The sequence below is a fragment of the Apilactobacillus timberlakei genome (assembly GCF_002993965.1).
Taxonomy (GTDB): Bacteria; Bacillota; Bacilli; order Lactobacillales; family Lactobacillaceae; genus Apilactobacillus; species Apilactobacillus timberlakei.
Window position 1 is genome coordinate 1 of the sequence record NZ_POST01000008.1, and the last position, 23,579, is coordinate 23,579.

A 23,579-nucleotide genomic window follows, 5' to 3' on the forward strand; every position below is an offset into this window, starting at 1 on the left:
AGTAGATAAACTGAGTAGATAAACTGAGTAGATAAACTGAGTAGATAAACTGAGTAGATAAACTGAGTAGATAAACTGAGTAGATAAACTGAGTAGATAAACTGAGTAGATAAACTGAGTAGATAAACTGAGTAGATAAACTGAGTAGATAAACTGAGTAGATAAACTGAGTAGATAAACTGAGTAGATAAAAACGCCCTCAAATTATTTTGAGGGCGTTTTTTGTATATATTTATAGTTTGTTAAGGATAAATTTTGAGTGAAAATTTGCTTACTTTCATTATATCACTATTTTTATATTTAAAACAATTTAAATATAAAAATAGTGATATTAAATAAATGACTATGATCCAGGCTAAAAATACAGGTATATCTTTCCAATTAGGTTTATGTTTAGTAATTTTTAAGTCCCAAATATGACCTTTTTTGTTTTTGTTGAATTTATGATAAATGACTTTATCTTGTGTGTTGTTCAAATTTATTTCTCCTTATTTATTTTGAATTTTTTGAATATAATCTATTATTCTTTGAAAGTATTTTTTATTATCTTCATCGTTCAGATTTTGATTAAATATTTGATTAATTTCTTCTGTTCTTCTAAAACCAATTTTTTTCTTTCCATCTATTTCTCTAATTCCCATTATAATTGTAAACGCGTCTAATACTTCTTTATATTCTTTTTTCATGACTACATAATTTTCTGCAAAATCTTCACTATCTTTAATTTCTTTATGTTTTTTTAAGACTGCTTTACCAATGTTTTGAATGTTTTTTTGTTTCTTTTCTCGTTTAATTTTGCGAATCTTTTTGGATTGCTTTTCGCGTAATTTGATGGCGTTTGCTAATTCTTGATCTAGTTTTTCTGATTGATTCATTTGATAACCTCATTTCCATTATTTATAAGTGTGGACCTCGCATTCGTTGTCTTCTGTGCTGTCGTTTAAAATTAGGACTTTCTTGATCAATAATTTTTCTTTTTTTGCTGATTTGATATTTTTGATCTGTTTGTTTAAAGACATCACGTTGTTGTTTTAATTCCTTGATACTTTTATTCATATCCAAATGATTATCTGTAATATTGTTTTGGATATTACTATAGCCTTCATCAGATAGTCTATCGTCCATAAAGAAGGAATCTAATTTACTTAATGCTCGTTTAGTGACCTCTTTAATGCGTTGTACTTCGTATTTAATTGCAGCTCGGAGGTTTCGTCTAATTTTTTCAAATAATGCATTAAGAGTTGATTGATTTCTTGATAGGTCTGGTTGTTCTGTTCGAGCTGTTTGATAGCTTTGTCTTGATTTTTCATCGTATTGTTTTGTTTGTCGATTATTTGTTTCAATGAACTCTGTTCTTTGGATAGTTGGTTGATAGTAGTATTCTGCGAAATTATGGCCTTGTCTTGCTCGTCGAGAGTAGAGTTTTGGTTTACGAGTATTTGCCTCTGGTTGTCGATTAAAGTTTCTAATGTATTCCTGTCTATCTGCTCGTTGTTTTCTGAACTGGAGTTTGTTATTTTGTCCGACCAACTCATCATTAATCGTCTCCTTTTCGTAGTCTTGCCCTAATTTATTACCACGTGAAGTACGTTGTTTATTATTAGCATCTAAAAAGCTATAGGAGCAATTTTTACCACGTTCGCGATAAATTACCCCTTTTTCTTTTAAAGCGTGTTCAAATTGTAATTTTGAGGTGCAATTTTCGTGCAACATGACCGAATCAATCCGATGCCTTAAATCATCTTTCCAAATATATTGATTTTTGGCTTTTAATTTTCTTTCGGCCATAGTTTTGCGTTCAATTTGATTCTGGACGTTCATATTCCGATTCATAGGGAAAAATTCTTCTGCTAATTCATCATTGAATTTAGCAACACGTACAAAGTCATTAGTATGATGATATTTTTTCCCGGTTTCCAAATTGGTCATATTCATAATGATGTGGTTATGCACTTTATGTCCTTCGCCATCGATATGTGTATAAATAGCAAATTCATTGTCGGGAGCAATTTTTTGGGCTATTTCTAAGCCGATATCATTAGCTTTTTGCCAATCTTGAGGATCATTGACATTGATTTCATAATCAGCAAACGATTGAATGAATCGCATGCATTGTGTCTTGCCACGGTTATTAGCAATCGCACGCGTTTGTTTCATTTCAGCTTTAGCGTGGTTAATATCAATTAGGTTATAACTCTGTTGGACGACTGCTCGATTATGTAAGTTATCAACTATTTTTGGATCTACACCATGTTTGACTAAATATTCTTTATCACTATCTTTGAGCCTATTTTTGCCGAGAGCGTAATCAAGAGCTGCGGATCCATTTTGTGCTCGACTTATTTTAATTGTTGGCATATTTGATTTAATTCATCTCGCATTTCATAGAGGGGACTTAAGGATTCCATTTGTCCATTTTGATGAGCCAGCTTGGTTAATTGATTTAAGTTATTGCCCATCTTTTTTAATTGATGATTAATTTCCAATGCTTGTTGGGGCATCATCTTAGGCTCTTTAAGTTGATGATGATTAATTAAATTTTTTAGGATAGTGGAACGTTTGGTATTGTGTTCTAAAGCTAAAAAATTTAAGGCAGCAAATTCAGCATCATTGAGACTAACGTTGACTTGTTTTCTTACCATAAAAACACCCACTTTCTATAATGATTATTCGTTATGCATTCATAATTATTATAACACTGACTAACTATCCAAATTCACTACGCGTTTATTTTGATACTAATTCGGTGTAAAAGTTTGATGGCAAGCAGTTCATTTGCTAGAAAATTTTATAAAAAATTTCCAACACAAATGGCTTGTAAGAGGTGGTGCTTTTCTTATGAAAAAGTCCCCTCTTAACTCCCCAGAAAATAAACCGTACTTTCAATTTTTCAATAACAAAATTAAAGTACCAAAAAGAACCTTACTTTCTATCGCTTTTATAAGCGATTAAAGTAACAAAAAAATACTCCAATTAATTTTGATCATACGCATTAATTGGAGTATCCAAAATATCATTTTTCTAAATATTATTTTTAAATTCATTAATAAAATTTGAATATGCTTTTTGATATTTTTTGGTATTTATTTTTTTAACCATGGATTCATTATCATATTTCTTTTTAATTATCATTCCGACTAAGGAATCGATATTGTTTGGAAAGAAATTAGAATCCACATTATCTTTATTTTTGAACATGGCATTATGCATATTAGTGAATTTAAAATGTTTATTTCCGCTTTTTGCCTTTTTAAAATCTGTTATTTTAGCTGTAAAAATAATTATATTGTTTTTATTAATTTTACCTAACTTTAAGAATTCTTTAGAATATCTTATTTTTTCATATTTACTAATGAATTTTTGCCTAAATCGATTGGATTTAGATTTATAATTTAATTCATAAATTTTTCTAAAACGAATTATAGGAATTAAGTTGTTACCAACTTTTTCAATATCCATATTGATAAATTTTGCTTGATATAATTTTTCAACACCTATTTTTAACAATTATCAAATCCCTCGCTAAATTAATTACTTATATTCTAATTGTACTATATCCATATTTTATTTGTTTATTGACTATTTATATTGCTTTACTTATGATAGCCTATAAGCTATCATAAAGTTATGAAATCAATTATATTTAGTTATTATGACTGGGGAGAATTTGAAGCATTTTTAGATAAATTACCCGTTAAGGATGCCATTAAATTGTCAGATAGAATTCAAAAAATAGAAGAATATGGTCTATTAATATCAGAAAGACAAGAATGGATAAAAAAATTGGAAAATAATTTATATGAAATAAGATCCAAAAGATCTTCCAATATTCAAAGGGCTTTATATTTTAAAATTATTGATAACCAATTTATGATTAGTCATGCCTTTACTAAAAAGACTAATAAAACGCCCAGTTCTGAAAAAAATAAGGCTCGTAGACGTAGAGATGATTATTTAAGGAGGCATAAAGATGAGTAAAATAGATGAATATATTGCTAACAGAAGCAAAAATGATGCTGAATTTGCTAAAGGAATCCAAGAACAATCCAAACGTTCTGATATTGCAGTATTAGTTAGAGGATTAAGAAATGATTTAGGAATAAGTCAAAGGGACTTGGCTAAAAGAATGGGAAAACCACAATCAACCATTGCACGAATAGAAAATGGATCTATTAATGTTTCAACTAATATGTTGAATGAAATTGCAAGGGCAACTAATCAAAAACTTACAATAAAATTTGTGCCTAATTATTAGTTATAAGGAATACGGATAAATGAAACCATTCATAATAATTTTATTATGTCATTAATTAATTTTAATTTTATCTCTATTCTAATTTTGGAGGATTTATATAATGAAACAACTAAGAATATATACACTAAAGGATAAAAAAAGTGCCAAAGAATATTTATCTAATCATTGGACCAAACATATGAAGAGCCTTCCTAAATTTGGTATTAATGTTGATAATGTGTTTATGGAAAAAAATAGTTTAGATTATTGTAGAGTGTTTGCAATAGTTTCAACAGAGAAAGATAATTTAATAGAAATGAATAAAAAGTATATGAATAGTAATGATTTTATAGATGATATGTCAGGTTTTAATATGGATAACATTATTAAAGTAGAAGACATTAATTTAATTGAATTTTATAAATAAAACAGGATAATAATAAGCATAGGAAATCGCATATTTATTTCTACACCTTAATTAAGTTGCTTTTTTGAAACTGTTATTTAATAAAAAGGACAACTATTAGTTGTCCTTTTTATTTTCTATAATATTCATTTTAATTACATTAGTTACATTGTATATTAATATTCTATTTTACGATTAGCCATCCATTTAATCATGTCAGGATCATGATGATCGAAGAATTGGCTTTCATTTCTATTTAATGTTTCAATTTTTTTAATATCTTCATCAGATAATTCAAAGTCTAATACATCCAAATTTTGTTCCATTCTTGCTTCTTTTACAGATTTGGAAAGTGGAATCACATTTCTTTGGTATAACCATCTTAGAATTACTTGAGCAATAGATTTATCATACTTATCTCCAATTTCTTTTAGTAATTCATTCTTTAATAATTCATGTTTACCTTCAGCGAATGGTGCCCATGCTTCTACTTGTATTCCATATTTTTGTAAGTAATCAACTTTATTAATATTTTGGTTAAATGGATTTACTTCGATTTGATTAACCATAGGTTTAATTTTACTAAATTCAGCTAAATTAGTGATTTGTGCAATATCAAAGTTTGAAACACCGATTGATTTGATTAAACCATTGGAATAAGCATTTTCCATTGCTCTCCATGCACCAAATACATCATTATATGGTTGATGTATTAATAATAAATCTAAGTAGTCTAATTGTAGACGATTTAATGAATTTTTGATTGCTTGTGGAGCTTTTTCAGCAGATACATCTTCTACCCATAGCTTAGAAGTAATGAATAATTCATCTCTAGTAACAATACCTTGTGAAATAGCTTCTTTAATACCATTACCAACTTCTCTTTCATTACCATAACTAGCTGCAGTATCAATTAAACGATATCCTGCTTTGATTGCATCTATTACTGCTTTTTTAGTTGCACCTTTTTCACTAATTTGAAATACTCCAAAACCTAAACTTGGAATTTGAACTTTGTTTTGTAAACATTTGTAATTCATAATCTATTTCTCCTTTTCGTTATCTATTTTATTTTCATAAGCTAATTTTTCGTTTTCATAATTTAAAGTATGTTCTTTAAAATGATCAATTTTGAAAGAGAGATAATTCAATGTTTTTTGTCGTTCATTAATTTCATCAATTAACTTTTGTTTTTGTTCCATTAATAATTCTTTTCTACTTTCGGGATCACCATTATTATCTCTATACGATTTAACAAAATCTATTAATAATTCTATTGACATACCAGCTTTTCTAAGGACCTTAATATAAAAGACCCAATTTATATCTTTTTTTGAATAATTACGGTACCCACTACTGTTTCTTTCAATTTTAGGAAGAAGTCCAATTCTTTCCCAATATCTTAGTGTATCCTTTGAAACATCAATCTTTTTACTTACTTCATTAATATTCAATTTAATATCACCTCTTATCAAATATAAATTTATAATAAACCTTTGAGTTCAATTCAATGCAAATATTAATTACTTACTGATTTAATTAAATTCATATCAAATTTTTTAGAAACATGTTCCCAAACATGTTTAATATGAGGAAATGTATCTGAAGGATCTGAGCCAGTAACTACCAAATATAAATTTTTTCCTTTAAAAGGATTTTCTGACATAACTTCGGTCATTCTATCAATAAATATTTTCATATATGATGACATAGATGACCAATAAACTGGTGTACCAATTATTAGGTTATCTATTTTAGATATTTCATTACATATTTTTTGGAATTGATCGTCCACACTATATTTTTGTCCTAAGGGTTTAATTTTTTTTCTTACTATGTTTATTGTTTTTATATTTGCTATATTAAAAGAATTGTATGCTAAATTTTCAGTTAAACCGTTGGGATCTTTACTAAAATTTAAAAATAAAGTTTTCATTTTTATTACCTCTCCTTTTTTCTATAATTTGTATTTAGATAATAAACCTTGGAGTCCGGTTAAATGCAAACGTTGATTACAAATATTTTGAATTTTTATTTAAATTTATATAAAAAAATCGTCATGTTTTAATGTATATATTTTATGCTTGTAAAAATAAAAGAGATAAGTATAAATGGGGTAAGCGCTTGTTATTTCTTAACTGTGTTGGCATTTAAATTGGGTGGATATATTATAATTTATGTATCATAATATACAAATAACACCCCACAATTACCTAAATGGCAGTTGTGGGGTGTTTATTTTATCTATATGGGTGTTATTATTATTTAATAGCAATTTATTATACCCATTTAGAAAGGATTTTGATCATGAAACAAACCGTTTATCCGATTAAAGATTCCAATGTTTTACAGGAGGTTCAAGATACCCTGTTACATAATTTTCGTTGGGGACGTCGTAATTTAACCATTTTTCAAGTGGGTAAAGCGACGCTTTTACGTGTGAGTGATGTCTTAGCTTTACAATATCATGATGTCTTTGATGAACAGGGTCAGATCAAAGCTAATGCGTACATTCACGATCAAAAGACGGGCAAACCCAATAATTTATATTTAAAACCTGTGGAAAAGGACCTGATACAATACCAACAATGGCTAGCAGATAATAATATCCATTCTCAATGGTTATTTCCTAGCAGTGAAAATGATAAACACATTGATGGCCGCCAATTTTATCGGATCATGCAGAAAATTGGTGATCTCTTAAACATTAATTATTTAGGAACGCATACAATGCGGAAAACAGGAGCTTATCGCGTGTATGTGCAATCCAATTACAACATTGGATTGGTTATGAATCTTTTGAATCATTCTTCCGAATCCATGACATTAAGATATTTAGGCCTAGATCGTGAATCTACTGAAAATATTTTAAACAAGATTGATTTTGGATAATCACTTTATTTATTCAAAATGTTCTATTATAAATGTTTTTTTAGTCTTTATGTATTAAAAAACGTTAAGAAACATACACCTTGTTCATATTTCCTTCAGTTCATTGACTAATTAATTGTTACAGCTGTAGTATTCAAAAAAGAAATTATTATATTTTCTAATAATATTTGGGAGGTGATATTTATTAAAACCAATAATTTACTTAAAGGATATGTGTCATATACAACACCTTTAGATGTTCAAAAAAGTGCAGTTGAAGAAAATAGATTAGGTAATGTTGGAACTTCAGTAAGTTTAAGTGTTTCATATTCAGCATCTGTTTCATGGTCATGGTCATGGAGCTTTTAATTAATATCTAATATAAATGAGCTCTCAAATTTATTTTGAGGGTTTATTTTATATAACGGAGAATTCAAACATCTATGATAAACAATATATTCAAAACATTAGTTAATAATAAAAAAATAAGTGTTAACTATATAAAGCATATTGTCGTTAAAAAAGCTAATAATTTATTGGCATATCAATTAACCGATATTATTAATGCACTAATTGATTCAAATTGTGATTTTATTTTAAATTATGATTATATAACAATTATATATAAAAAGATGACTTTTTATTTAACAATCAAATTAACGGATGATGGGCTTATTAAAAGGATTAAGATAAATCCAATTATACCAAAATTAAGTAGTATATATGATTTAAAGAATATTTTTTCTAACTTATTTTTGGAATATGGAATTCTATCAACAGGTATTTTAAATTATGATTATAAAAGTCAATCTAAATTTGCAATAGCATCTCTTATAAAACTGAAAGTAGCATGTTCCATATATAAAATGTTGAATGATGAGATATTAAAATTAAATGATATATATATAATTAAAAAAGAAGATTTGAGTTGCCTTAGTTCTGGATTGTCCATTGATAATGTTAATAAAAAAATAACTATTAAGGAACTTATTAGCAGATTACTCTTAGCTTCTGATAATACTGCTATGGATATTCTATTAAAAATTATTTGTAAAAAAAATTTCGAAAAAAATTTTATTGTTCCTACAAAAATTATGTATAAAAAATCATGGGGAGTAAACTTTTTTAACCAGAATAAGAAAATGGAATATGTTATGACTCACTCTGTATGGAATAAGGGATTAGATTATTTTCTATCATTAAATCAAATATCTAGTTTATTGGACTACTTGAGTAAACAGACATGGCTACCATGGGATAATGTAAATTGCAGGAAATTAATTTATAAAGGTGGATCTTCTACAGGGATATTATCATCTGCATGGTTAAGAAACGATCAATTTAATAGTAAATTCTTATTTGTTATAAATAGTAAAAGAAATATCAATATCTTAGAAGAAATATATATATATGAATGTGTAAATAGTATTTTAAAAGATAACAAATTTTTATAATAGAATTGTAGGGGGAAATTATGCAGTTAAGTTTAAGAAAAGGAAGAAATATATTATTAATGTCCAACAAGTCGGAAAGTAATTTATTGGTTAAGAAACTTGTGGGAGAGCATGAAGATAAAATAAGAAGAATTAATAATATTAGAAACTGGGATAATATATTATTACATGAAAACATTAGATCTCCAAAACTGGTCAATATAGATTTAGATAAATATGTTGTAAAACATAAATATATTGATGATTCAGTATCGCTTGATTCAATATTAAATTCAAATTTAATTAAAAACAAAGATTTTATTTATGAAGCCATGTTGATATTGAGTAAGATACATAGTATTAATATTGACGATGTTGACATTAATCAATCTAATACAAAAACCAATCATAAATCCCCTCTCGAAACAATGAATGTTAATGATTACAAAAACTGTAGTGGTGGAGAATTGGAATTATTTTCAATGTTACAACATGACTTACCTTTATTGAAAAAGTTATCTATGGATTATGAATATGATATTGCACCAATACATGGTGATATTAGATTGGATCAATTTTTAATAGATAATTGTCAAAAATTATGGATTATCGATTTTGAGGAATTTTGTTATGGAGATATTACTAAAGACATTGCTGGAATAATAGGATCTTTAATTTTTAATTCTCTTCTGGGAGTTTTTTCTAAAAGTATTCCAGATCTATTTAATAAGGATGACATTAATGATGATTTTTTAAAAAGAGGATCAGAGGAATTAGATAAATTAACTCCTATATTAAAAAAGGCTATTGATATCTATGAAAGAAAAAGAAATACTAAAATTAATATAAAAACATTATCCATTAATGTTGGTTGGTTCTTATTGGAGAGAGTCATAAGTAGGTCTAAGCTTACATTTAAGCTATCTGAAATTGACAAGGCTATAGCTGGAATTGGAAGACAGTCAATTATTTATCCAGAAACATTTATTTCACTATTAAAAGACACAGAAAAGGAGTCATATAATGAGTAAATATTTTTCATCTTACGATTTATCTAAAATGATACATGTTAATGATGATACAGAAGAAATTATTTTTAATGATAATACATATAAAAATTGTTTATCGAAACCTGTAAATGATCTCTCTCAATGGATATATTGTAATATTCATACATTTAATTCTATGTTAATGGAAAATAAAGATATAGGTGAGGATATTAAAGATAGGTGTTCTGAAATTGTTAAAGATGATGGTGTTTTAGTAAAGCCACATATCGAAGAAGTTTTTGGTAAAAAATATTATTGTATTAATGGAATAAGAATTGGTAAAGCACAAAATAATAAAAATAAAATAAAATTACCATCAAAAAGGCCTAACCTTACTCCAGGATTTTTTATGTACATTCATAGTACAGAAATATCAAAATATAGACATTATGTGGGAGCTTCTTCTTACACTTATGCAATGAAGATTTGGTCCCTAGGAATAAAACAATTATTATCATTAAATGTTCAATTTTCAGCTAAGATATTGTCTAATACTGGAAGTTATCCTAGAAATGATTCTGTAGTGTTTTATAGTAGTGATGATCACGAAATTGTTGAAAGTGTATTAAAAAAATTAATTTACCATTTTAAGCATCCTAATGATTATAACTTTTTCCAATCTCCATATACTGAAAAAATTATTGGTACTTTAACAAAAGCTGAACAACCTTCTGATAAAGATAGTATTAATAAAAGTTTGGGTGAACATAGATCCGAAATAACAGCATTAGCAATTAAAGATTCAATTACTACAGGTATGGATTTTTTAACTCTTTTGAATCAAAGATTTAAAAATGCAAATGTAGACTTAGATAATATTTCAAAAAATAAGGAGTACTGATATTTTGAATTTAAGAATAATTATTCCACTTATATTTATTTTCTTTTTATATTTGTATTTATGTATTAATTTCATATTAAAAACAAATCAAACTAGATTTTTGCCTAAATGGTTGTGGGCTATCCTATGTGTAATCTCAATACCACTAGGAGGAATTTTGTTTATTATTTTTGGTAGAAAGGACAATTAACTTTGCAAACTTTATTATCCACAAATAAATTAACTGTTAAATTTAAAGACTTAACAGTTTTACATGATATTAATATTTCTATTTATGATACAAAAAAAGTAATAGGATTAGTTGGCCCCAATGGTGCAGGTAAAACTACGCTAATACATTCAATACTTGGACTAAATAATATCAACGGGGGAAATATAAAATATTATGGTAAACATAATATAGCTTATTGTCCAGATACGCCAGAATTTGAATCTAAGTTAACATGCTATCAGATTATGGAACAATCTTTACTGTTGGCAAACAAGACAGTTGAAAATAAATATAAAAAAATATGTAATCTTCTTAATTTAGTTGGTTTAGAAAGATTTTCTAATAGAAATGTACAAGGATTTTCTAGGGGAATGAAGCAAAGGCTGGGTATAGCTAGTGCATTGATATTAGATCCAAAGTTAATATTTTTAGATGAACCTACCAGTGCTCTTGATCCTATTGGAAGAGAAGAAATTATTAAATTAATTAGCGACATTTCTACTAATACTAATGTTATTATGTCTAGTCACAATTTAGATGATGTTCAAAGAATATCTTCTAACATAATTGTTATTAATGAAGGATATATTATATACCAAGGTAATATTAATAAGTTTATGGATAAATTTGATAAAAATTCATATATTTCTTTAAAAAATGATTATTTTTTAAAAAAATATATAAATCTTTTAAATAAGAATAATATTATTATAAAAAATATAGATTATAAGAAATATCAAATTTATTTTAATGAATCTGATTTTTCAAATGTTCTATCTATATTGTGTGAATATCATGATGGTATAAACAAGATAATTAAAAATAATAATTCTTTGAATGATGCATTTATAAATACTGTTAGAAATATGGAGAATTAAATATGAATCTGATTAAGTTAGAATTAATAAAATGGAAGCGAACTAATATGTCATTAATTTTGGGATTCATTTTTGTTTTCACTGGGATTGTTTCCCCATTCATGACAAAATATTCTAATAAAATTATTAACTACATTTCAAATAGTAATACAAAAATATCTTTCTCTAAAATAAATTGGGAAATTTTAATACAAAATTATTTTAAAAATAGCTCACAAATAATTCTTTTTATTAGTGTTTATATCATTTGTAGTATGTGTTTATTACCTAAAAACGATGCTAAAAAGTTTTTTTATTTAACAAGAGTACCTAAAGAAAGATACATTTATCTTCCAAAATATTTTGCCAGTATAATTAATTTAATATTGTCTATGATATTGGGTGGAATATGTTCCATATACATGACTACTTCTTTTTACAATGATGTAAACTTATCAAACATAGTTACATCATTATTAATGCAAATTATTGGATTTTCTTCAATAGTATCTATATCAATTATTATTTCAATTATGACTAGATCTTCTTTCTTCAGTGCAACTTTTACAGAATTACTTATAATATTTTCTGGAATTTTTAATAATATAAAGTTTATTAAAGATTATTCTCCAACACTTTTGATTAATCCAACAAATTTTTTGGTTAATGGTGTAAAGTTAAATTCATTGCCAAAAAGCTTTTATAGTAGTGTTTTTCTTATATTAATAACTATTATTATGTTATTAACTATTAATTTTGGAAAACTATTTAGGAGGTAATAACATGATAGTAAATTTTGAAAATGTATCAAAAAAAATAGGAAGCAATTATATATTGGAAAATATCAATTTTGATATAAAAAAGGGTCATGTTTTTGCATTACTTGGTCCTAATGGTGCGGGTAAGACAACAACATTGAGATTAATAACAGGGTTATTAAGTGCAACTAATGGGGAAGTTAAAGTTTTTGGTAAAAAAATATCTTCTAATAAAAATAACAAAATTAGACAAAATATTGGAATTCAAAATGACTGTAGTTTATATGAGAAACTAACAGTTAATCAAAATTTGAAATTTTGGGGCAAATTATATGGTATTGATTCAAATAAAATAAAAGATAAAATAAATGAATTAACTAATATCTTTAAAATGAATAATAAGTTGAATTCCAAGGTCTCCACTTTAAGTAAAGGTATGAAACAAAAAGTATTAATTATGAGGGCAATTATGCATGAACCTAGGTTGTTAATATTAGATGAACCTACATCAGGGCTGGATCCTCAGATGATTGAAGATGTTATAAGTTATTTAGATGTATTGGTTAAAAAGTTTAATACTAGTATATTAATGGCAACTCATCAATTACAAGGGTTGGAAGATTTTGTAGATGATATAGCCATAATTAATTCTGGAAAGTTAATGCTAAATGGAAATGCTAAAAAGTTGATTAACAATAGATGGAAAAACTATGTTTATGAAATAGACAGTGATCATAATGATATTGCATTGAATATATGCTTAAAATATGGAAACAGTTATATAAAAAATGGAAAGTTATTAACAGAATGCATTAAAAGAAATGAAATAAGCAATATTTCAAAAGCTTTATTCGATTATGGGTTAAATATATATGGAATAGTTGAGCATAAACATACTATTAAGGATATGTATTTTGAAACTATAAAAGGAGAAATGAATGAATATTCATATAAAAACTATATATAAAAAAGAACTATTAGAAATTAAACAAGATAAGCCTTTAATAGCATCTTTATTGGCCTTACCCTTAATACTGGGAGTTATTTTTCCTACTATTTTTTTATCATTAGGATATGATAAATCATTTTTGTTGAGTACTGAGAAAATATCACCAATGATCAAACATTTTTCTTCAATAATACCTAATGATATCAATGGTCATACGGAAATATTATATATCATTTTGATGTATATTTTTTTACCTTTATTTTTAATAATTCCTATATCAATATCTAATGTTATATCTAGTTCTAGTTTTGTTGGAGAGAAAGAAAATAAGACAATAGAAGGATTACTTAATACCCCCATAACAAATAAAGAACTAGTTTTTGGTAAAATTCTTTCTTCTGTTATTCCGAGTATTTTAATAACTTGGATATCTATGTTTATATATGGAATATTAATAGATGTATTTGGTTTTAATATTTTTAATAAAATAATTTTTCCAAATTTTGAATGGATATTCATGGCACTAATACTAGCACCTATGATTACAATATTATCTATACAATTAGTTATATGCATTTCTTCTAGAGTAAAAACCAGTAAATCTGCTCAATCTGTTGCAATAGTTTTTATTTTTCCTATAGTTGCTTTTGTAATATCACAGGCTAGTGGTTTGTTAATATTTGGTATTTGGATGGAAATTTTATTATCATTCATTATTTTAATAATTAATATAATTATTTTTTATAGCATTACTACAAAAATCGACAGGGAAAAGCTTATATTAAATTTATAGGAGAATTATTATGAAGGCTGTAGCTTTGGTAAATAAAAATTTTTTTAATAAAAAAAATAATAATAATATATATAATGTTAATTTATCAGGAGTCAATTTAAATTGTGGAGTAGTTGATATTCCTAAACCACATTTTGATAATAAACATTACAAAAATGATAATTATGTTTTGATAAGAGTCTTATCTTTTTCATGCAATTATAGAGATAAAGGAATAATTCTGAAATCAGCTTTAAGGATGAATAGTGGTAATACTTATAATCAAATGCCAGTTTCATTTTTTGGATCTGACTTTGTAGGAATTGTTGAAGAAATTGGTAAAAATGTGTCCAGATTTAATATTGGTGATAGGGTAATTCCAAATTGCTCTTATCCAAAAGCTGATAATGATACCGCTGCACCTGGTGTTGTTACTAATGAAGCATCAAAAGGTTGGTTGAGAATTAATGAAGCTAAATTAATAGCTATTGATGATAGTATGGATGATGATATAGCAGCTGGTTTTTCTATAGGAGGTCAAACTTCTGAAAGCATGATTAGACGAACACATATTCATGAAGGACAAAAAGCACTAGTTTTAAGTGCCAGATCTAATACATCATTATTTATAATAAATGGTTTATTAAAAAGAAATATTGACACTACCATAATGTCTACTACTGATTGGTCTTCTGAAGAATTAAGCATTGTTAATGGTGCTCATTATATAAAAATTAGTAGAAATTCAAAATGTTGGCCTGATGACATTGGAAAGTTTGATGTTATATTTGATCCGTTTTTTGATTTACATTTAAGTGATGCCGTTAAACATTTAAATATAAATGGCAGATATATTACCTGCGGATATAAAAATCAACATGATAACTTTAAAGAATCAACAGATTATTTACATGAAAACAATCTTTCACGAATAATGATTCAATCTATGATTAATAATTTGTCAATTATGGGTAATTGTATTGGTACAACTGAAGATTTAAAAAGAGCTATATCAAAGTATTCTAGGTCTATGAAACCATTTAGGATCTATGATACCCTATCTTCAGAATCTATTGATAAATTTATAAATGAGACTTACAATTTAAGACAAAGATTTGGGAAAGTAATAATGAAATATTAATATCAAATAAAATAAGGTCTCTAAATGATATCATTTAGAGACCTTATTTTATTTGATATTAATTATCGGAGAATTACATAATGTTCTAAAATGTTTTTTAAAATATTTAGGATTTTCTATTTTATCCTCGGTTATCCATAGTTCTATTATTAATAAAACATATTTTACAAATAGTTTTAAGTGCATATTTTTTTCTATTCTTAAATATTTACATATAGTATCAGTATATTTGTTTTCTAAAAAATCATTCCATGATTTGGAAATATTACTTGAATACATTATTTTTATAACTTTCCTATAATCATATATTATAGGTATTAAATGTTCAGATGTATATTCTATTAAAACCTTTTTATTTATAAATTGAGGTGGGATATATTTAAAATATTCAAATTCTTTAAATATTTTTTTATCGATAATATTAAAGATAAAGTTTAAAATTTCTTTTTGATTACTGAAATGATTATAAAATGTGCTTCTTGAAACTTCTGCTTTTTTTATTATTTCTGTATCATGTATTTTTAGATTAGTATTACAACTAAGTATATTTATTAGTGCATTAGCAATCCTTAAATCTGTTGATTTCATTCTTATATTCACCCAATTATTAATTAATATAATTATTTTAATATATTGAATAATTAAATCAAATATAATTATTCAATATAACTTTTATAATTTAATTAATTATGGTAATCTTATATTGTTAATTAAATAAATGGCTTTAACGTAAAATTTGGGTAGCAAAAAAGCCATGACTGGTAATCATGGCTTAATTGTTTGTTGCTTAAGGTTAGTACGGGTAATACTAACTTACGTTGATACCAGTTAACAACAACTTAACTGATATTGAATCAAAAGAAATGGACGTTTCTTTTGATTACTTTACAAGGTTTATATTATCAAATAAAAACCTAAAAAGCAAAAGATATTAAGTGAAATTTGGGAACTGGATCACGTAAGGGGGTTCAGTTCTTTTTATTTGCGTTATCATCCATCAAGAATGACAATCTTGCTTAATATCTCCGTTAAGTTATATAAGGGCGGTACCCTTCCTGTTCGTCACAAAATGCACCCGTGATTATGGAAGACCATAACCGTAGTGACCGTGTGTATAAGGACACAGGTTTGCTGAACCTTTGTTGGCTGAAATGCTAACACAAATCAGCGGCAAGACCAGAAATCAAATGGTTGGAAATTTAGGAAATGCTTTATTCAATCCTGCTAGCAAGCGTGAGTTTTTATAATTTATCACGAAAAACAAAAAAGAAGTCGACTCTTTGACGTAAAAGGTAGAGGCTAGGAGGAACAAGGGCTGAATGCGTTTAAACTGAATACTGTGAAGTTCGACTGAACAGGCTAACTATCGAGAGAGCTAGCGAGCATAGCGAGCTATGCTCTTCCTAGTCTTTAAGGTCCTAGTACGCCTAATTATGTATTACTGAGTAGATAAACTGAGTAGATAAACTGAGTAGATAAACTGAGTAGATAAACTGAGTAGATAAACTGAGTAGATAAACTGAGTAGATAAACTGAGTAGATAAACTGAGTAGATAAACTGAGTAGATAAACTGAGTAGATAAACTGAGTAGATAAACTGAGTAGATAAACTGAGTAGATAAACTGAGTAGATAAAAACACCCTCAAAATAATTTGAGGGTGTTTTTTGTATATATTTATAGTTTGTTAAGGATAAATTTTGAGTGAAAATTTGCTTACTTTCATTATATCACTATTTTTATATTTAAATTATTTTAAATATAAAGTGTAATATTAAATAAATGACTATGATCCAGGCTAAAAATACAGGTATATCTTTCCAATTAGGTTTATGTTTAGTAATTTTTAAGTCCCATTTATGACCTTTTTTGTTTTTGTTGAATTTATGATAAAAGACTTTATCTTGTGTGTTGTTCAAATTTATTTCTCCTTATTTATTTTGTATTTTTTGAATATAATCTATTATTCTTTGAAAGTATTTTTTATTATCTTCATCGTTCAGATTTTGATTAAATATTTGATTAATTTCTTCTGTTCTTCTAAAACCAATTTTTTTCTTTCCATCTATTTCTCTAATTCCCATTATAATTGTAAACGCGTCTAATACTTCTTTATATTCTTTTTTCATGACTACATAATTTTCTGTAAAATCTTCACTATCTTTAATTTCTTTATGTTGTTTTAAGACTGCTTTACCAATGTTTTGAATGTTTTTTTGTTTCTTTTCTCGTTTAATTTTACGAATCTTTTTGGATTGCTTTTCGCGTAATTTGATGGCGTTTGCTAATTCTTGATCTAGTTTTTCCGATTGATTCATTTGATAAACCTCATTTCTGTTATTTATAAGTGTGGACCACGCATTCGTTGTCTTCTTTGTTGTCGTTTAAAATTAGGACTTTCTTGATCAATGATTTTTCTTTTTTTGCTGATTTGATATTTTTGATCTGTTTGTTTAAAGACATCACGTTGTTGTTTTAATTCCTTGATACTTTTATTCATATCCAAATGATTATCTGTAATATTGTTTTGGATATTACTATAGCCTTCATCAGATAGTCTATCATCCATAAAGAATGAATCTAATTTACTTAATGCTCGTTTAGTGACCTCTTTAATGCGTTGTATTTCGTATTTAATTGCAGCTCGGAGGTTGCGTCTAATTCTTTCAAATAATGCATTAAGAGTTGATTGAGTTCTTGATAGGTCTGGTTGTTCTGTTCGAGCTGTTTGATAGCTTTGTCTTGCCTGCTCATCGTATTGTTTTGTTTTTCGATGATTTGTTTCAAGGAACTCTGTTCTTTGGAGAGTTGGTTGATAGTAGTATTCTGCGAAATTATGGCCTTGTCTTGCTCGTCGAGAGTAGAGTTTTGGTTTACGAGTATTTGCCTCTGGTTGTCGATTAAAGTTTCTAATGTATTCCTGTCTATCTGCTCGTTGTTTTCTGAATTGGATTTTGTTATTTTGTCCGACCAACTCATCATGAATCGTCTCCTTTTCGTAGTCTTGCCCTAATTTATTACCGCGTGAAGTGCGTTGCTTATTATGGGCATCTAAAAAGCTATAGGAGCAATTTTTACCACGTTCGCGATAAATTACCCCTTTTTCTTTTAAAGCGTGCTCAAATTGTAATTTTGAGGTGCAATTTTCGTGCAACATGACCGAATCAATCCGATGTCTTAAATCATCTTTCCAAATATATTGATTTTTGGCTTTTAATTTTCTTTCGGCCATTGTTTTCCGTTCAATTTTATTTTGAACGTGTATATTCCGATTCATAGGAAAGTATTTTTCTGCTAATTCATCATTGAATTTAGCAACACGTGTAAAGTCATTAGTATGATGATATTTTTTCCCAGTTTCCAAGTTAGTCATATTCATAATGATGTGGTTATGCACCTTATGGCCGTCGCCATCGATATGTGTATAAATGGCAAATTCATTGTCGGGAGCAATTTTTTTGGCTATTTCTACGCCGATGTCATTAGCTTTTTTCCAATCTTGAGGATCATTGACATTGATTTCATAATCAGCAAACGATTGAATGAATCGCATGCATTGTGTCTTGCCACGATTATTAGCAATCGCACGTGTTTGTTTCATTTCAGCTTTGGCATGGTTAATATCAATTAGGTTATAGCTTTGCTGGACGACTGCTCGATTATGTAAATTATCGACTATTTTTTGATCCACTCCATGCTTGATTAAATATTCTTTATCGCTATCTTTAAGTCTATTTTTGCCGAGGGCGTAATCAAGAGCTGCGGATCCATTTTGTGCCCGACTTATTTTAATTGTTGGCATATTTGATTTAATTCATCTCGCATTTCATAGAGGGGACTTAAGGATTCCATTTGGCCATTTTGATGAGCCAGCTTGGTTAATTGATTTAAGTTATTGCCCATCTTTTTTAATTGATGATTAATTTCCAATGCTTGTTGGGGCATCATCTTAGGTTCTTTAAGTTGATGATGATTAATTAAATTTTTTAGGATAGTGGAACGTTTTGTATTGTGCTCTAAAGCTAAAAAATTTAAGGCAGCAAATTCAGCATCATTTAGACTAACATTAACTTGCTTTCTTACCATAAAAACACCCACTTTCTATCATAATTATTCGTTACGCATTCATAATTATTATAACACTGACTAACTAGCAAAATTCACTATGCGTTTATTTAGCTACTAAGTAAGTGTAAAAGTGTGATGGCAAGCAGTTCATTTGCTAGAAAATTTTATAAAAAATTTCCAACACAAATGGCTTGTAAGAGGTGGTGTTTTTCTTATGAAAAAGTCCCCTCTTAACTCCCCAGAAAATAAACCGTACTTTTAATTTTGTATTAACAAAATTAAAATACCAAAAAGGCAACCAATTAATTGCGATCATACGCATTAATTGGTTGCCTTTTTAATTAAAAAACATTTTTATTTTAATGACTTCATTTTATTCTGTCTATAAAAGTTTGATTTAGATAATCTATAGATTATCTAAATTTATTACCTTGTCATACATTTTTAGATCATTGCTTTTATAGTGATGTATTACTTCAACAACTGTTAAATTAGATTTAAGTAAATAATCGTGTATTTTTAATGATGTTTCATTATCTAAAGATGCAGATATTTCATCTAATATTAAAATAGGTCTCTTAAAAAGAATGGTTCTAGCCAAATTAATTCTTTCTATTTGACCTCCAGATAAACTATTTTCACTGGATAAATTATAATTTAGGCCTTTTTCTTTAATTATGTCTAGTATATTTAGCTTATTACAAACTTCTTTAATATCATTATCTGATATATTTGGATTATTAAATGTTAGATTAAATTTTAATGTGTCTTCAAATATGGATTCTTCCTGATTAGCATAACCATATAGATCCTTTATACTTTGATTAATTATTTTTTCTCCATTAAGTTTTATAAAACCACAGTTACCATTTTTTTGAAAAATTAGGTATTCTAACAATGTTGATTTTCCACTACCTGATTTTCCAACTATAGCTATTTTTTCATGTTTCTTAATTGTTATATCTAGATTTCTTATTATTTCTTTTTTGTTTCTAAATATATTAATTTTATTGAAAGAAACAATATTAAAGTCATTATAATATTTATTATCTATTCTTTGTTTTTTTCCATTATCCAAGTATCTAATTACATTTTTTAATATATTTTTTGTAGTTGATAAGTTACCTCTTTCCTTTAATATTGTTAGAACCGGATTAATAAAAGAATTGGATAATTGCACTATTGCAAATAGAGAACCTAAGGAAGTCTTTTCTTTTATAACTAGGTATATTCCTATTAAAAATGGTAATAAAAAAGTACATAGGTTGGCAACGGTACTAATGATATCGTTACTATTGTTTTTTAATAAATTCATTTTAAATAAGCTCTTTTCTAAAGACTTAGTAAATGATTTATTACTTAATGTAGCCTCGGTTTGTGTATTATACATATATATACTTTTTTTCCCATTTAATAAACTTTTTGTATTATTCAAATATTTTGAATTTTTATCTGACCATGTTTTAGATGACTCTTGTATAGGCTTTTGGAAATAATTAGAAACAACCATGGGTGTTATACTTCCAATTATGAATAATGATGTCACAAACCAATTCAGAAAGATTGAGTATCCTAGTGCAAATATTAAAGTATATAATGAGATAATGATTGATATTTCAGATTCAAATCTATCATTTTCTAATATTTTAAAATCATTAACTAAAAGTCCTAAATTATTCTTTGTATTGAAATTGTATTCAACAAGAATTCCGTGTAGTATCTTTGTTCTTAATGATATATTTACTGTTTTTATAAGATCATTTTTAAAAAAATTAAAAATTAATTGTGATGAAAATGTAACTAAGATTAATAATACGGAACATACTATTAATAAATTAATGTTGGAAAATGATTTATTGATTGCAAAGTTAGTTAAGTTACCTACTATAAAAGCAATTACAATATTTTGTAAGCTTCCTAATACACCAAAAAGATTTAGTAATAAGAATTTTACATTTGAATAATACTTAAGTATCATATTGAATCTTCCCTTCATATATTTAATTCATTAACAAGCTTTCTAATATCATAAAAATTATCTTTTATAGGTATTGTATATTTTAAGTAATAAAAGATTTTTTTATTAGAAGTATATTTTTTTATGATCCTTGATAATTTTTTATAAGATAGATTTAATCCGTATTTATTCATTTCTTTGTAGAATGTCTTATTGTCATTTAAATAATCCATCTTTTCTTTTTCTAGGATTGTAAATAAGTCAAGATAATTTCCTTGTATATATTTAATTAACTTTTTACCTATGTAATTAAATAATTTAATATTTTTTTCTTTTAGATATAAGATGAATTGAATCATATACTCTAAAACAAACTTTTCATGTGTAAACTGATCCTTAGTTACTTTAAATGCAATAGTATGCATATATTCATGTATGAATTCTATTTCTTTAGACTCTACATTATTATTCATATAAATCCGTGTATTTCCATTAGTTAATAATTCTGTATAGCTCCTTTTTACTGCATATGAGTGTCTAGGAATAAATAAGTTATTATTAAACATGTCTTTAGGTTTGAATATGCTTTTATTGAATTCTTTACTACAAAATTCGATTAAATATTTATTTAAATTTTCGTTATCTGAAAAAATTTTTTCTTCAGGAACGTTTAAGTTTAAAAAATACTTAAATATATTCCATCTAGTTTTACTATATACGAATATTTTTGATTTATTATTAAGCTTTTCTATTTTTTGTAAAGCTATGTTTTTATCTTTAATGTGAACTGATGGGCAAACAAAATTGTTGTCATGTATATATCTATTAGTGTATTTTTTGAAATCATCTATATAATAAGTATTATCTAAAAAATACTTATTTTCTAAAAAGTTAAATTCTCCAAAATTGGATGAAGCTATTTTTGTTATATCATCAAATATTATTTTAGATGCAAAAAATGCATCTGAAATAGCATGAAAAATAATGCCAGAATTATCTGCAATACCATTAAATTTGTTTTTTATAAGGAATGTTTTTTCTACGCTAACAAATTTTTGCAAATAATACTTATAATTTTCTAAAGAAATTAATTCAGTTTGTGCTAATAATGGATTATATCCGGACTCTATTATTTTTATACTAGGAAATTCTTTAAAAATATTTTTTAATATTTGTATTACCAACGATGAGTCATCTGCATCACTTAAAAAATATTTTGGACTATATTTTTTAATAATTTTTTTAATATCTTGGTATGTTTCTATATTCTTTTTAATACATATGATATTACACGATTCATATCTTTCTCTTAGAGATTCAATTTTTGAATTTCCAATATCTTTTTTTCTATAATTTTGTGAGATTATGTTTTTTTCTTCAACTTTATCGTTGTCCACTAAAATAAAATTTTTCAAACCTATTTTTGATAATAATTCTAATGAATAACTACCAGCAGTTCCTAATCCTAATATTAATATATTAATATTTTCAATTTTATCTCTATATTTTTTGTATTTTTTTTGAGGTAGAGCATTAATAAATCTTTCTAATCTAAACCATTTGTCATCATTTTTTAAAGGATCTTCGACCAATAGCTCTTTTTCTAATAATACTTTTATTATTTTGATTAACGATTGTTGTTCTATATTAAAGTGCTTTTTAATTTCTATAAATGTTTTGGGGGTTCTTAAAAGTTTTAGAATTTTCCAAGTAATATTATCATTACTTGTATGGATAGCGCTTTTAAGCAAAGGGGTGTTTGAATATATGTATATAGATCCATTACTGTCTTTATTAAAAATAATGCCTGTATTTGTTCCATAAGTTTTCATTATTATAATCTCCTTAATTTTATTTAATGTTAATTAAAACTATACTATTTTTTAATTAAAAATCAATTAGACTTTTCTAATTTTAAGTGTTATTATATTTATAATATAAGGAGATGAGAATTATGGAAGAATATAATGTTGATATCGAAAATGTGGATTCTGTAGAACAAGATGATATTTATATCAGTAATATTTGGAAAT

At 26.3% G+C, this 23,579-nt stretch carries 28 protein-coding genes; 13 read left to right on the forward strand and 15 right to left on the reverse strand.

What is annotated here, in order from left to right:
• From C7N71_RS08160 to C7N71_RS07395, 5 genes are all read right to left on the reverse strand, one after another.
• Positions 1-203: hypothetical protein (locus C7N71_RS08160; protein WP_167387729.1), on the reverse strand; the 203-nt coding region annotated here is incomplete at its 3' end.
• Between the two features lie 285 nt (positions 204-488).
• Positions 489-875, reverse strand: coding sequence for a hypothetical protein (locus tag C7N71_RS07380; RefSeq protein WP_105988455.1), 387 nt, complete (start codon positions 873-875; stop codon positions 489-491).
• Positions 876-897: 22 nt separating this feature from the next.
• On the reverse strand, positions 898-2,358 hold the full coding sequence (locus C7N71_RS07385) for a relaxase/mobilization nuclease domain-containing protein (protein WP_105988456.1): 1,461 nt from the start codon (positions 2,356-2,358) through the stop codon (positions 898-900).
• Positions 2,340-2,642, reverse strand: a complete 303-nt coding sequence (gene mobC / locus C7N71_RS07390; RefSeq protein ID WP_105988457.1) for a plasmid mobilization relaxosome protein MobC — start codon at positions 2,640-2,642, stop codon at positions 2,340-2,342. The genes C7N71_RS07385 and mobC (C7N71_RS07390) overlap by 19 nt, the downstream gene beginning before the upstream one ends.
• 379 nt (positions 2,643-3,021) lie before the next feature.
• Entirely contained in the window at positions 3,022-3,507 is a 486-nt protein-coding gene (locus C7N71_RS07395; RefSeq protein WP_105988458.1) for a hypothetical protein, read from the reverse strand.
• A 120-nt stretch (positions 3,508-3,627) separates the two neighbouring features.
• Here C7N71_RS07395 and C7N71_RS07400 point away from each other — a divergent pair, with 120 nt between their 5' ends.
• From C7N71_RS07400 to C7N71_RS07410, 3 genes are all read left to right on the forward strand, one after another.
• Positions 3,628-3,978 (forward strand): type II toxin-antitoxin system RelE/ParE family toxin, encoded by a 351-nt coding sequence (locus C7N71_RS07400; RefSeq protein WP_105988459.1) that lies wholly within the window; start codon positions 3,628-3,630, stop codon positions 3,976-3,978.
• Positions 3,971-4,255 (forward strand): helix-turn-helix domain-containing protein, encoded by a 285-nt coding sequence (locus C7N71_RS07405; RefSeq protein ID WP_105988460.1) that lies wholly within the window; start codon positions 3,971-3,973, stop codon positions 4,253-4,255. The genes C7N71_RS07400 and C7N71_RS07405 overlap by 8 nt, the downstream gene beginning before the upstream one ends.
• Before the next feature lie 100 nt (positions 4,256-4,355).
• On the forward strand, positions 4,356-4,661 hold the full coding sequence (locus tag C7N71_RS07410) for a hypothetical protein (protein ID WP_105988461.1): 306 nt from the start codon (positions 4,356-4,358) through the stop codon (positions 4,659-4,661).
• A 155-nt stretch (positions 4,662-4,816) separates the two neighbouring features.
• Here the strand turns inward: C7N71_RS07410 and C7N71_RS07415 are convergent, their stop codons facing one another.
• The 3 genes from C7N71_RS07415 to C7N71_RS07425 all read right to left on the reverse strand — a co-directional run bounded on the left by C7N71_RS07415 (position 4,817) and on the right by C7N71_RS07425 (position 6,576).
• Entirely contained in the window at positions 4,817-5,680 is an 864-nt protein-coding gene (locus C7N71_RS07415) for an aldo/keto reductase (protein ID WP_105988462.1), read from the reverse strand.
• A gap of 3 nt (positions 5,681-5,683) precedes the next feature.
• On the reverse strand, positions 5,684-6,094 hold the full coding sequence (locus C7N71_RS07420; RefSeq protein ID WP_105988463.1) for a MerR family transcriptional regulator: 411 nt from the start codon (positions 6,092-6,094) through the stop codon (positions 5,684-5,686).
• Between the two features lie 65 nt (positions 6,095-6,159).
• Positions 6,160-6,576: a flavodoxin family protein gene (locus tag C7N71_RS07425; protein ID WP_105988464.1), complete on the reverse strand. Its 417-nt coding sequence runs from the start codon at positions 6,574-6,576 to the stop codon at positions 6,160-6,162.
• A 371-nt stretch (positions 6,577-6,947) separates the two neighbouring features.
• Between C7N71_RS07425 and C7N71_RS07430 the strand changes: the two genes are divergently transcribed.
• The 10 genes from C7N71_RS07430 to C7N71_RS07480 all read left to right on the forward strand — a co-directional run bounded on the left by C7N71_RS07430 (position 6,948) and on the right by C7N71_RS07480 (position 15,522).
• A complete protein-coding gene (locus C7N71_RS07430; protein ID WP_105988465.1) occupies positions 6,948-7,532 on the forward strand; it encodes a site-specific integrase in 585 nt (194 codons plus the stop codon).
• A gap of 213 nt (positions 7,533-7,745) precedes the next feature.
• Complete coding sequence (locus C7N71_RS07435; RefSeq protein ID WP_225361905.1) at positions 7,746-7,880, forward strand: signal protein; 135 nt, start codon at positions 7,746-7,748, stop codon at positions 7,878-7,880.
• Between the two features lie 74 nt (positions 7,881-7,954).
• The gene (locus C7N71_RS07440) at positions 7,955-8,965 is read left to right on the forward strand and encodes a serine hydrolase (protein ID WP_105988466.1); all 1,011 of its coding nucleotides are present in this window, start codon (positions 7,955-7,957) and stop codon (positions 8,963-8,965) included.
• A 20-nt stretch (positions 8,966-8,985) separates the two neighbouring features.
• Positions 8,986-9,975: a phosphotransferase gene (locus C7N71_RS07445; RefSeq protein WP_105988467.1), complete on the forward strand. Its 990-nt coding sequence runs from the start codon at positions 8,986-8,988 to the stop codon at positions 9,973-9,975.
• The gene (locus C7N71_RS07450) at positions 9,968-10,834 is read left to right on the forward strand and encodes a T3SS effector HopA1 family protein (RefSeq protein ID WP_105988468.1); all 867 of its coding nucleotides are present in this window, start codon (positions 9,968-9,970) and stop codon (positions 10,832-10,834) included. Before C7N71_RS07445 ends, C7N71_RS07450 begins: the two co-directional genes overlap by 8 nt.
• 192 nt (positions 10,835-11,026) lie before the next feature.
• A complete protein-coding gene (locus C7N71_RS07460) occupies positions 11,027-11,923 on the forward strand; it encodes an ABC transporter ATP-binding protein (protein WP_105988470.1) in 897 nt (298 codons plus the stop codon).
• A gap of 2 nt (positions 11,924-11,925) precedes the next feature.
• The gene (locus C7N71_RS07465) at positions 11,926-12,681 is read left to right on the forward strand and encodes a hypothetical protein (RefSeq protein ID WP_105988471.1); all 756 of its coding nucleotides are present in this window, start codon (positions 11,926-11,928) and stop codon (positions 12,679-12,681) included.
• Between the two features lie 4 nt (positions 12,682-12,685).
• A complete protein-coding gene (locus C7N71_RS07470; protein WP_105988472.1) occupies positions 12,686-13,627 on the forward strand; it encodes an ABC transporter ATP-binding protein in 942 nt (313 codons plus the stop codon).
• Positions 13,599-14,402 (forward strand): ABC transporter permease, encoded by an 804-nt coding sequence (locus tag C7N71_RS07475; protein ID WP_105988473.1) that lies wholly within the window; start codon positions 13,599-13,601, stop codon positions 14,400-14,402. Before C7N71_RS07470 ends, C7N71_RS07475 begins: the two co-directional genes overlap by 29 nt.
• A 10-nt stretch (positions 14,403-14,412) precedes the next feature.
• Complete coding sequence (locus C7N71_RS07480) at positions 14,413-15,522, forward strand: alcohol dehydrogenase catalytic domain-containing protein (protein WP_105988474.1); 1,110 nt, start codon at positions 14,413-14,415, stop codon at positions 15,520-15,522.
• A 48-nt stretch (positions 15,523-15,570) separates the two neighbouring features.
• On the opposite strand, the gene C7N71_RS07485 is transcribed toward C7N71_RS07480, so the two are convergent.
• From C7N71_RS07485 to C7N71_RS07510, 7 genes are all read right to left on the reverse strand, one after another.
• The gene (locus C7N71_RS07485) at positions 15,571-16,110 is read right to left on the reverse strand and encodes a TetR/AcrR family transcriptional regulator (RefSeq protein ID WP_105988475.1); all 540 of its coding nucleotides are present in this window, start codon (positions 16,108-16,110) and stop codon (positions 15,571-15,573) included.
• Between the two features lie 843 nt (positions 16,111-16,953).
• Positions 16,954-17,163, reverse strand: a complete 210-nt coding sequence (locus tag C7N71_RS08115; RefSeq protein WP_157944389.1) for a hypothetical protein — start codon at positions 17,161-17,163, stop codon at positions 16,954-16,956.
• A 289-nt stretch (positions 17,164-17,452) separates the two neighbouring features.
• Complete coding sequence (locus C7N71_RS07490) at positions 17,453-17,839, reverse strand: hypothetical protein (RefSeq protein ID WP_105988476.1); 387 nt, start codon at positions 17,837-17,839, stop codon at positions 17,453-17,455.
• A 23-nt stretch (positions 17,840-17,862) separates the two neighbouring features.
• Positions 17,863-19,323: a relaxase/mobilization nuclease domain-containing protein gene (locus C7N71_RS07495; RefSeq protein ID WP_105988477.1), complete on the reverse strand. Its 1,461-nt coding sequence runs from the start codon at positions 19,321-19,323 to the stop codon at positions 17,863-17,865.
• Complete coding sequence (gene mobC, locus C7N71_RS07500; protein ID WP_105988457.1) at positions 19,305-19,607, reverse strand: plasmid mobilization relaxosome protein MobC; 303 nt, start codon at positions 19,605-19,607, stop codon at positions 19,305-19,307. The genes C7N71_RS07495 and mobC (C7N71_RS07500) overlap by 19 nt, the downstream gene beginning before the upstream one ends.
• Before the next feature lie 388 nt (positions 19,608-19,995).
• Positions 19,996-21,585, reverse strand: coding sequence for an ATP-binding cassette domain-containing protein (locus tag C7N71_RS07505; protein ID WP_105988478.1), 1,590 nt, complete (start codon positions 21,583-21,585; stop codon positions 19,996-19,998).
• The gene (locus C7N71_RS07510; protein ID WP_105988479.1) at positions 21,582-23,378 is read right to left on the reverse strand and encodes a ThiF family adenylyltransferase; all 1,797 of its coding nucleotides are present in this window, start codon (positions 23,376-23,378) and stop codon (positions 21,582-21,584) included. Before C7N71_RS07510 ends, C7N71_RS07505 begins: the two co-directional genes overlap by 4 nt.
• Positions 23,379-23,579 lie beyond the last annotated feature (201 nt).

What these genes read in the sequence shown, in the direction of transcription:
- C7N71_RS07380 (WP_105988455.1), bottom strand. Translation starts at nt 875, where the DNA reads ATGAATCAATCAGAAAAACTAGATCAAGAATTAGCAAACGCCATCAAA.
- C7N71_RS07385 (WP_105988456.1), bottom strand. Translation starts at nt 2,358, where the DNA reads ATGCCAACAATTAAAATAAGTCGAGCACAAAATGGATCCGCAGCTCTT.
- mobC (WP_105988457.1), bottom strand. Translation starts at nt 2,642, where the DNA reads ATGGTAAGAAAACAAGTCAACGTTAGTCTCAATGATGCTGAATTTGCT.
- C7N71_RS07400 (WP_105988459.1), top strand. Translation starts at nt 3,628, where the DNA reads ATGAAATCAATTATATTTAGTTATTATGACTGGGGAGAATTTGAAGCA.
- C7N71_RS07405 (WP_105988460.1), top strand. Translation starts at nt 3,971, where the DNA reads ATGAGTAAAATAGATGAATATATTGCTAACAGAAGCAAAAATGATGCT.
- C7N71_RS07410 (WP_105988461.1), top strand. Translation starts at nt 4,356, where the DNA reads ATGAAACAACTAAGAATATATACACTAAAGGATAAAAAAAGTGCCAAA.
- C7N71_RS07415 (WP_105988462.1), bottom strand. Translation starts at nt 5,680, where the DNA reads ATGAATTACAAATGTTTACAAAACAAAGTTCAAATTCCAAGTTTAGGT.
- C7N71_RS07425 (WP_105988464.1), bottom strand. Translation starts at nt 6,576, where the DNA reads ATGAAAACTTTATTTTTAAATTTTAGTAAAGATCCCAACGGTTTAACT.
- C7N71_RS07430 (WP_105988465.1), top strand. Translation starts at nt 6,948, where the DNA reads ATGAAACAAACCGTTTATCCGATTAAAGATTCCAATGTTTTACAGGAG.
- C7N71_RS07440 (WP_105988466.1), top strand. Translation starts at nt 7,955, where the DNA reads ATGATAAACAATATATTCAAAACATTAGTTAATAATAAAAAAATAAGT.
- C7N71_RS07445 (WP_105988467.1), top strand. Translation starts at nt 8,986, where the DNA reads ATGCAGTTAAGTTTAAGAAAAGGAAGAAATATATTATTAATGTCCAAC.
- C7N71_RS07450 (WP_105988468.1), top strand. Translation starts at nt 9,968, where the DNA reads ATGAGTAAATATTTTTCATCTTACGATTTATCTAAAATGATACATGTT.
- C7N71_RS07465 (WP_105988471.1), top strand. Translation starts at nt 11,926, where the DNA reads ATGAATCTGATTAAGTTAGAATTAATAAAATGGAAGCGAACTAATATG.
- C7N71_RS07470 (WP_105988472.1), top strand. Translation starts at nt 12,686, where the DNA reads ATGATAGTAAATTTTGAAAATGTATCAAAAAAAATAGGAAGCAATTAT.
- C7N71_RS07475 (WP_105988473.1), top strand. Translation starts at nt 13,599, where the DNA reads ATGAATATTCATATAAAAACTATATATAAAAAAGAACTATTAGAAATT.
- C7N71_RS07480 (WP_105988474.1), top strand. Translation starts at nt 14,413, where the DNA reads ATGAAGGCTGTAGCTTTGGTAAATAAAAATTTTTTTAATAAAAAAAAT.
- C7N71_RS07485 (WP_105988475.1), bottom strand. Translation starts at nt 16,110, where the DNA reads ATGAAATCAACAGATTTAAGGATTGCTAATGCACTAATAAATATACTT.
- C7N71_RS07490 (WP_105988476.1), bottom strand. Translation starts at nt 17,839, where the DNA reads ATGAATCAATCGGAAAAACTAGATCAAGAATTAGCAAACGCCATCAAA.
- C7N71_RS07495 (WP_105988477.1), bottom strand. Translation starts at nt 19,323, where the DNA reads ATGCCAACAATTAAAATAAGTCGGGCACAAAATGGATCCGCAGCTCTT.
- mobC (WP_105988457.1), bottom strand. Translation starts at nt 19,607, where the DNA reads ATGGTAAGAAAGCAAGTTAATGTTAGTCTAAATGATGCTGAATTTGCT.
- C7N71_RS07505 (WP_105988478.1), bottom strand. Translation starts at nt 21,585, where the DNA reads ATGAAGGGAAGATTCAATATGATACTTAAGTATTATTCAAATGTAAAA.
- C7N71_RS07510 (WP_105988479.1), bottom strand. Translation starts at nt 23,378, where the DNA reads ATGAAAACTTATGGAACAAATACAGGCATTATTTTTAATAAAGACAGT.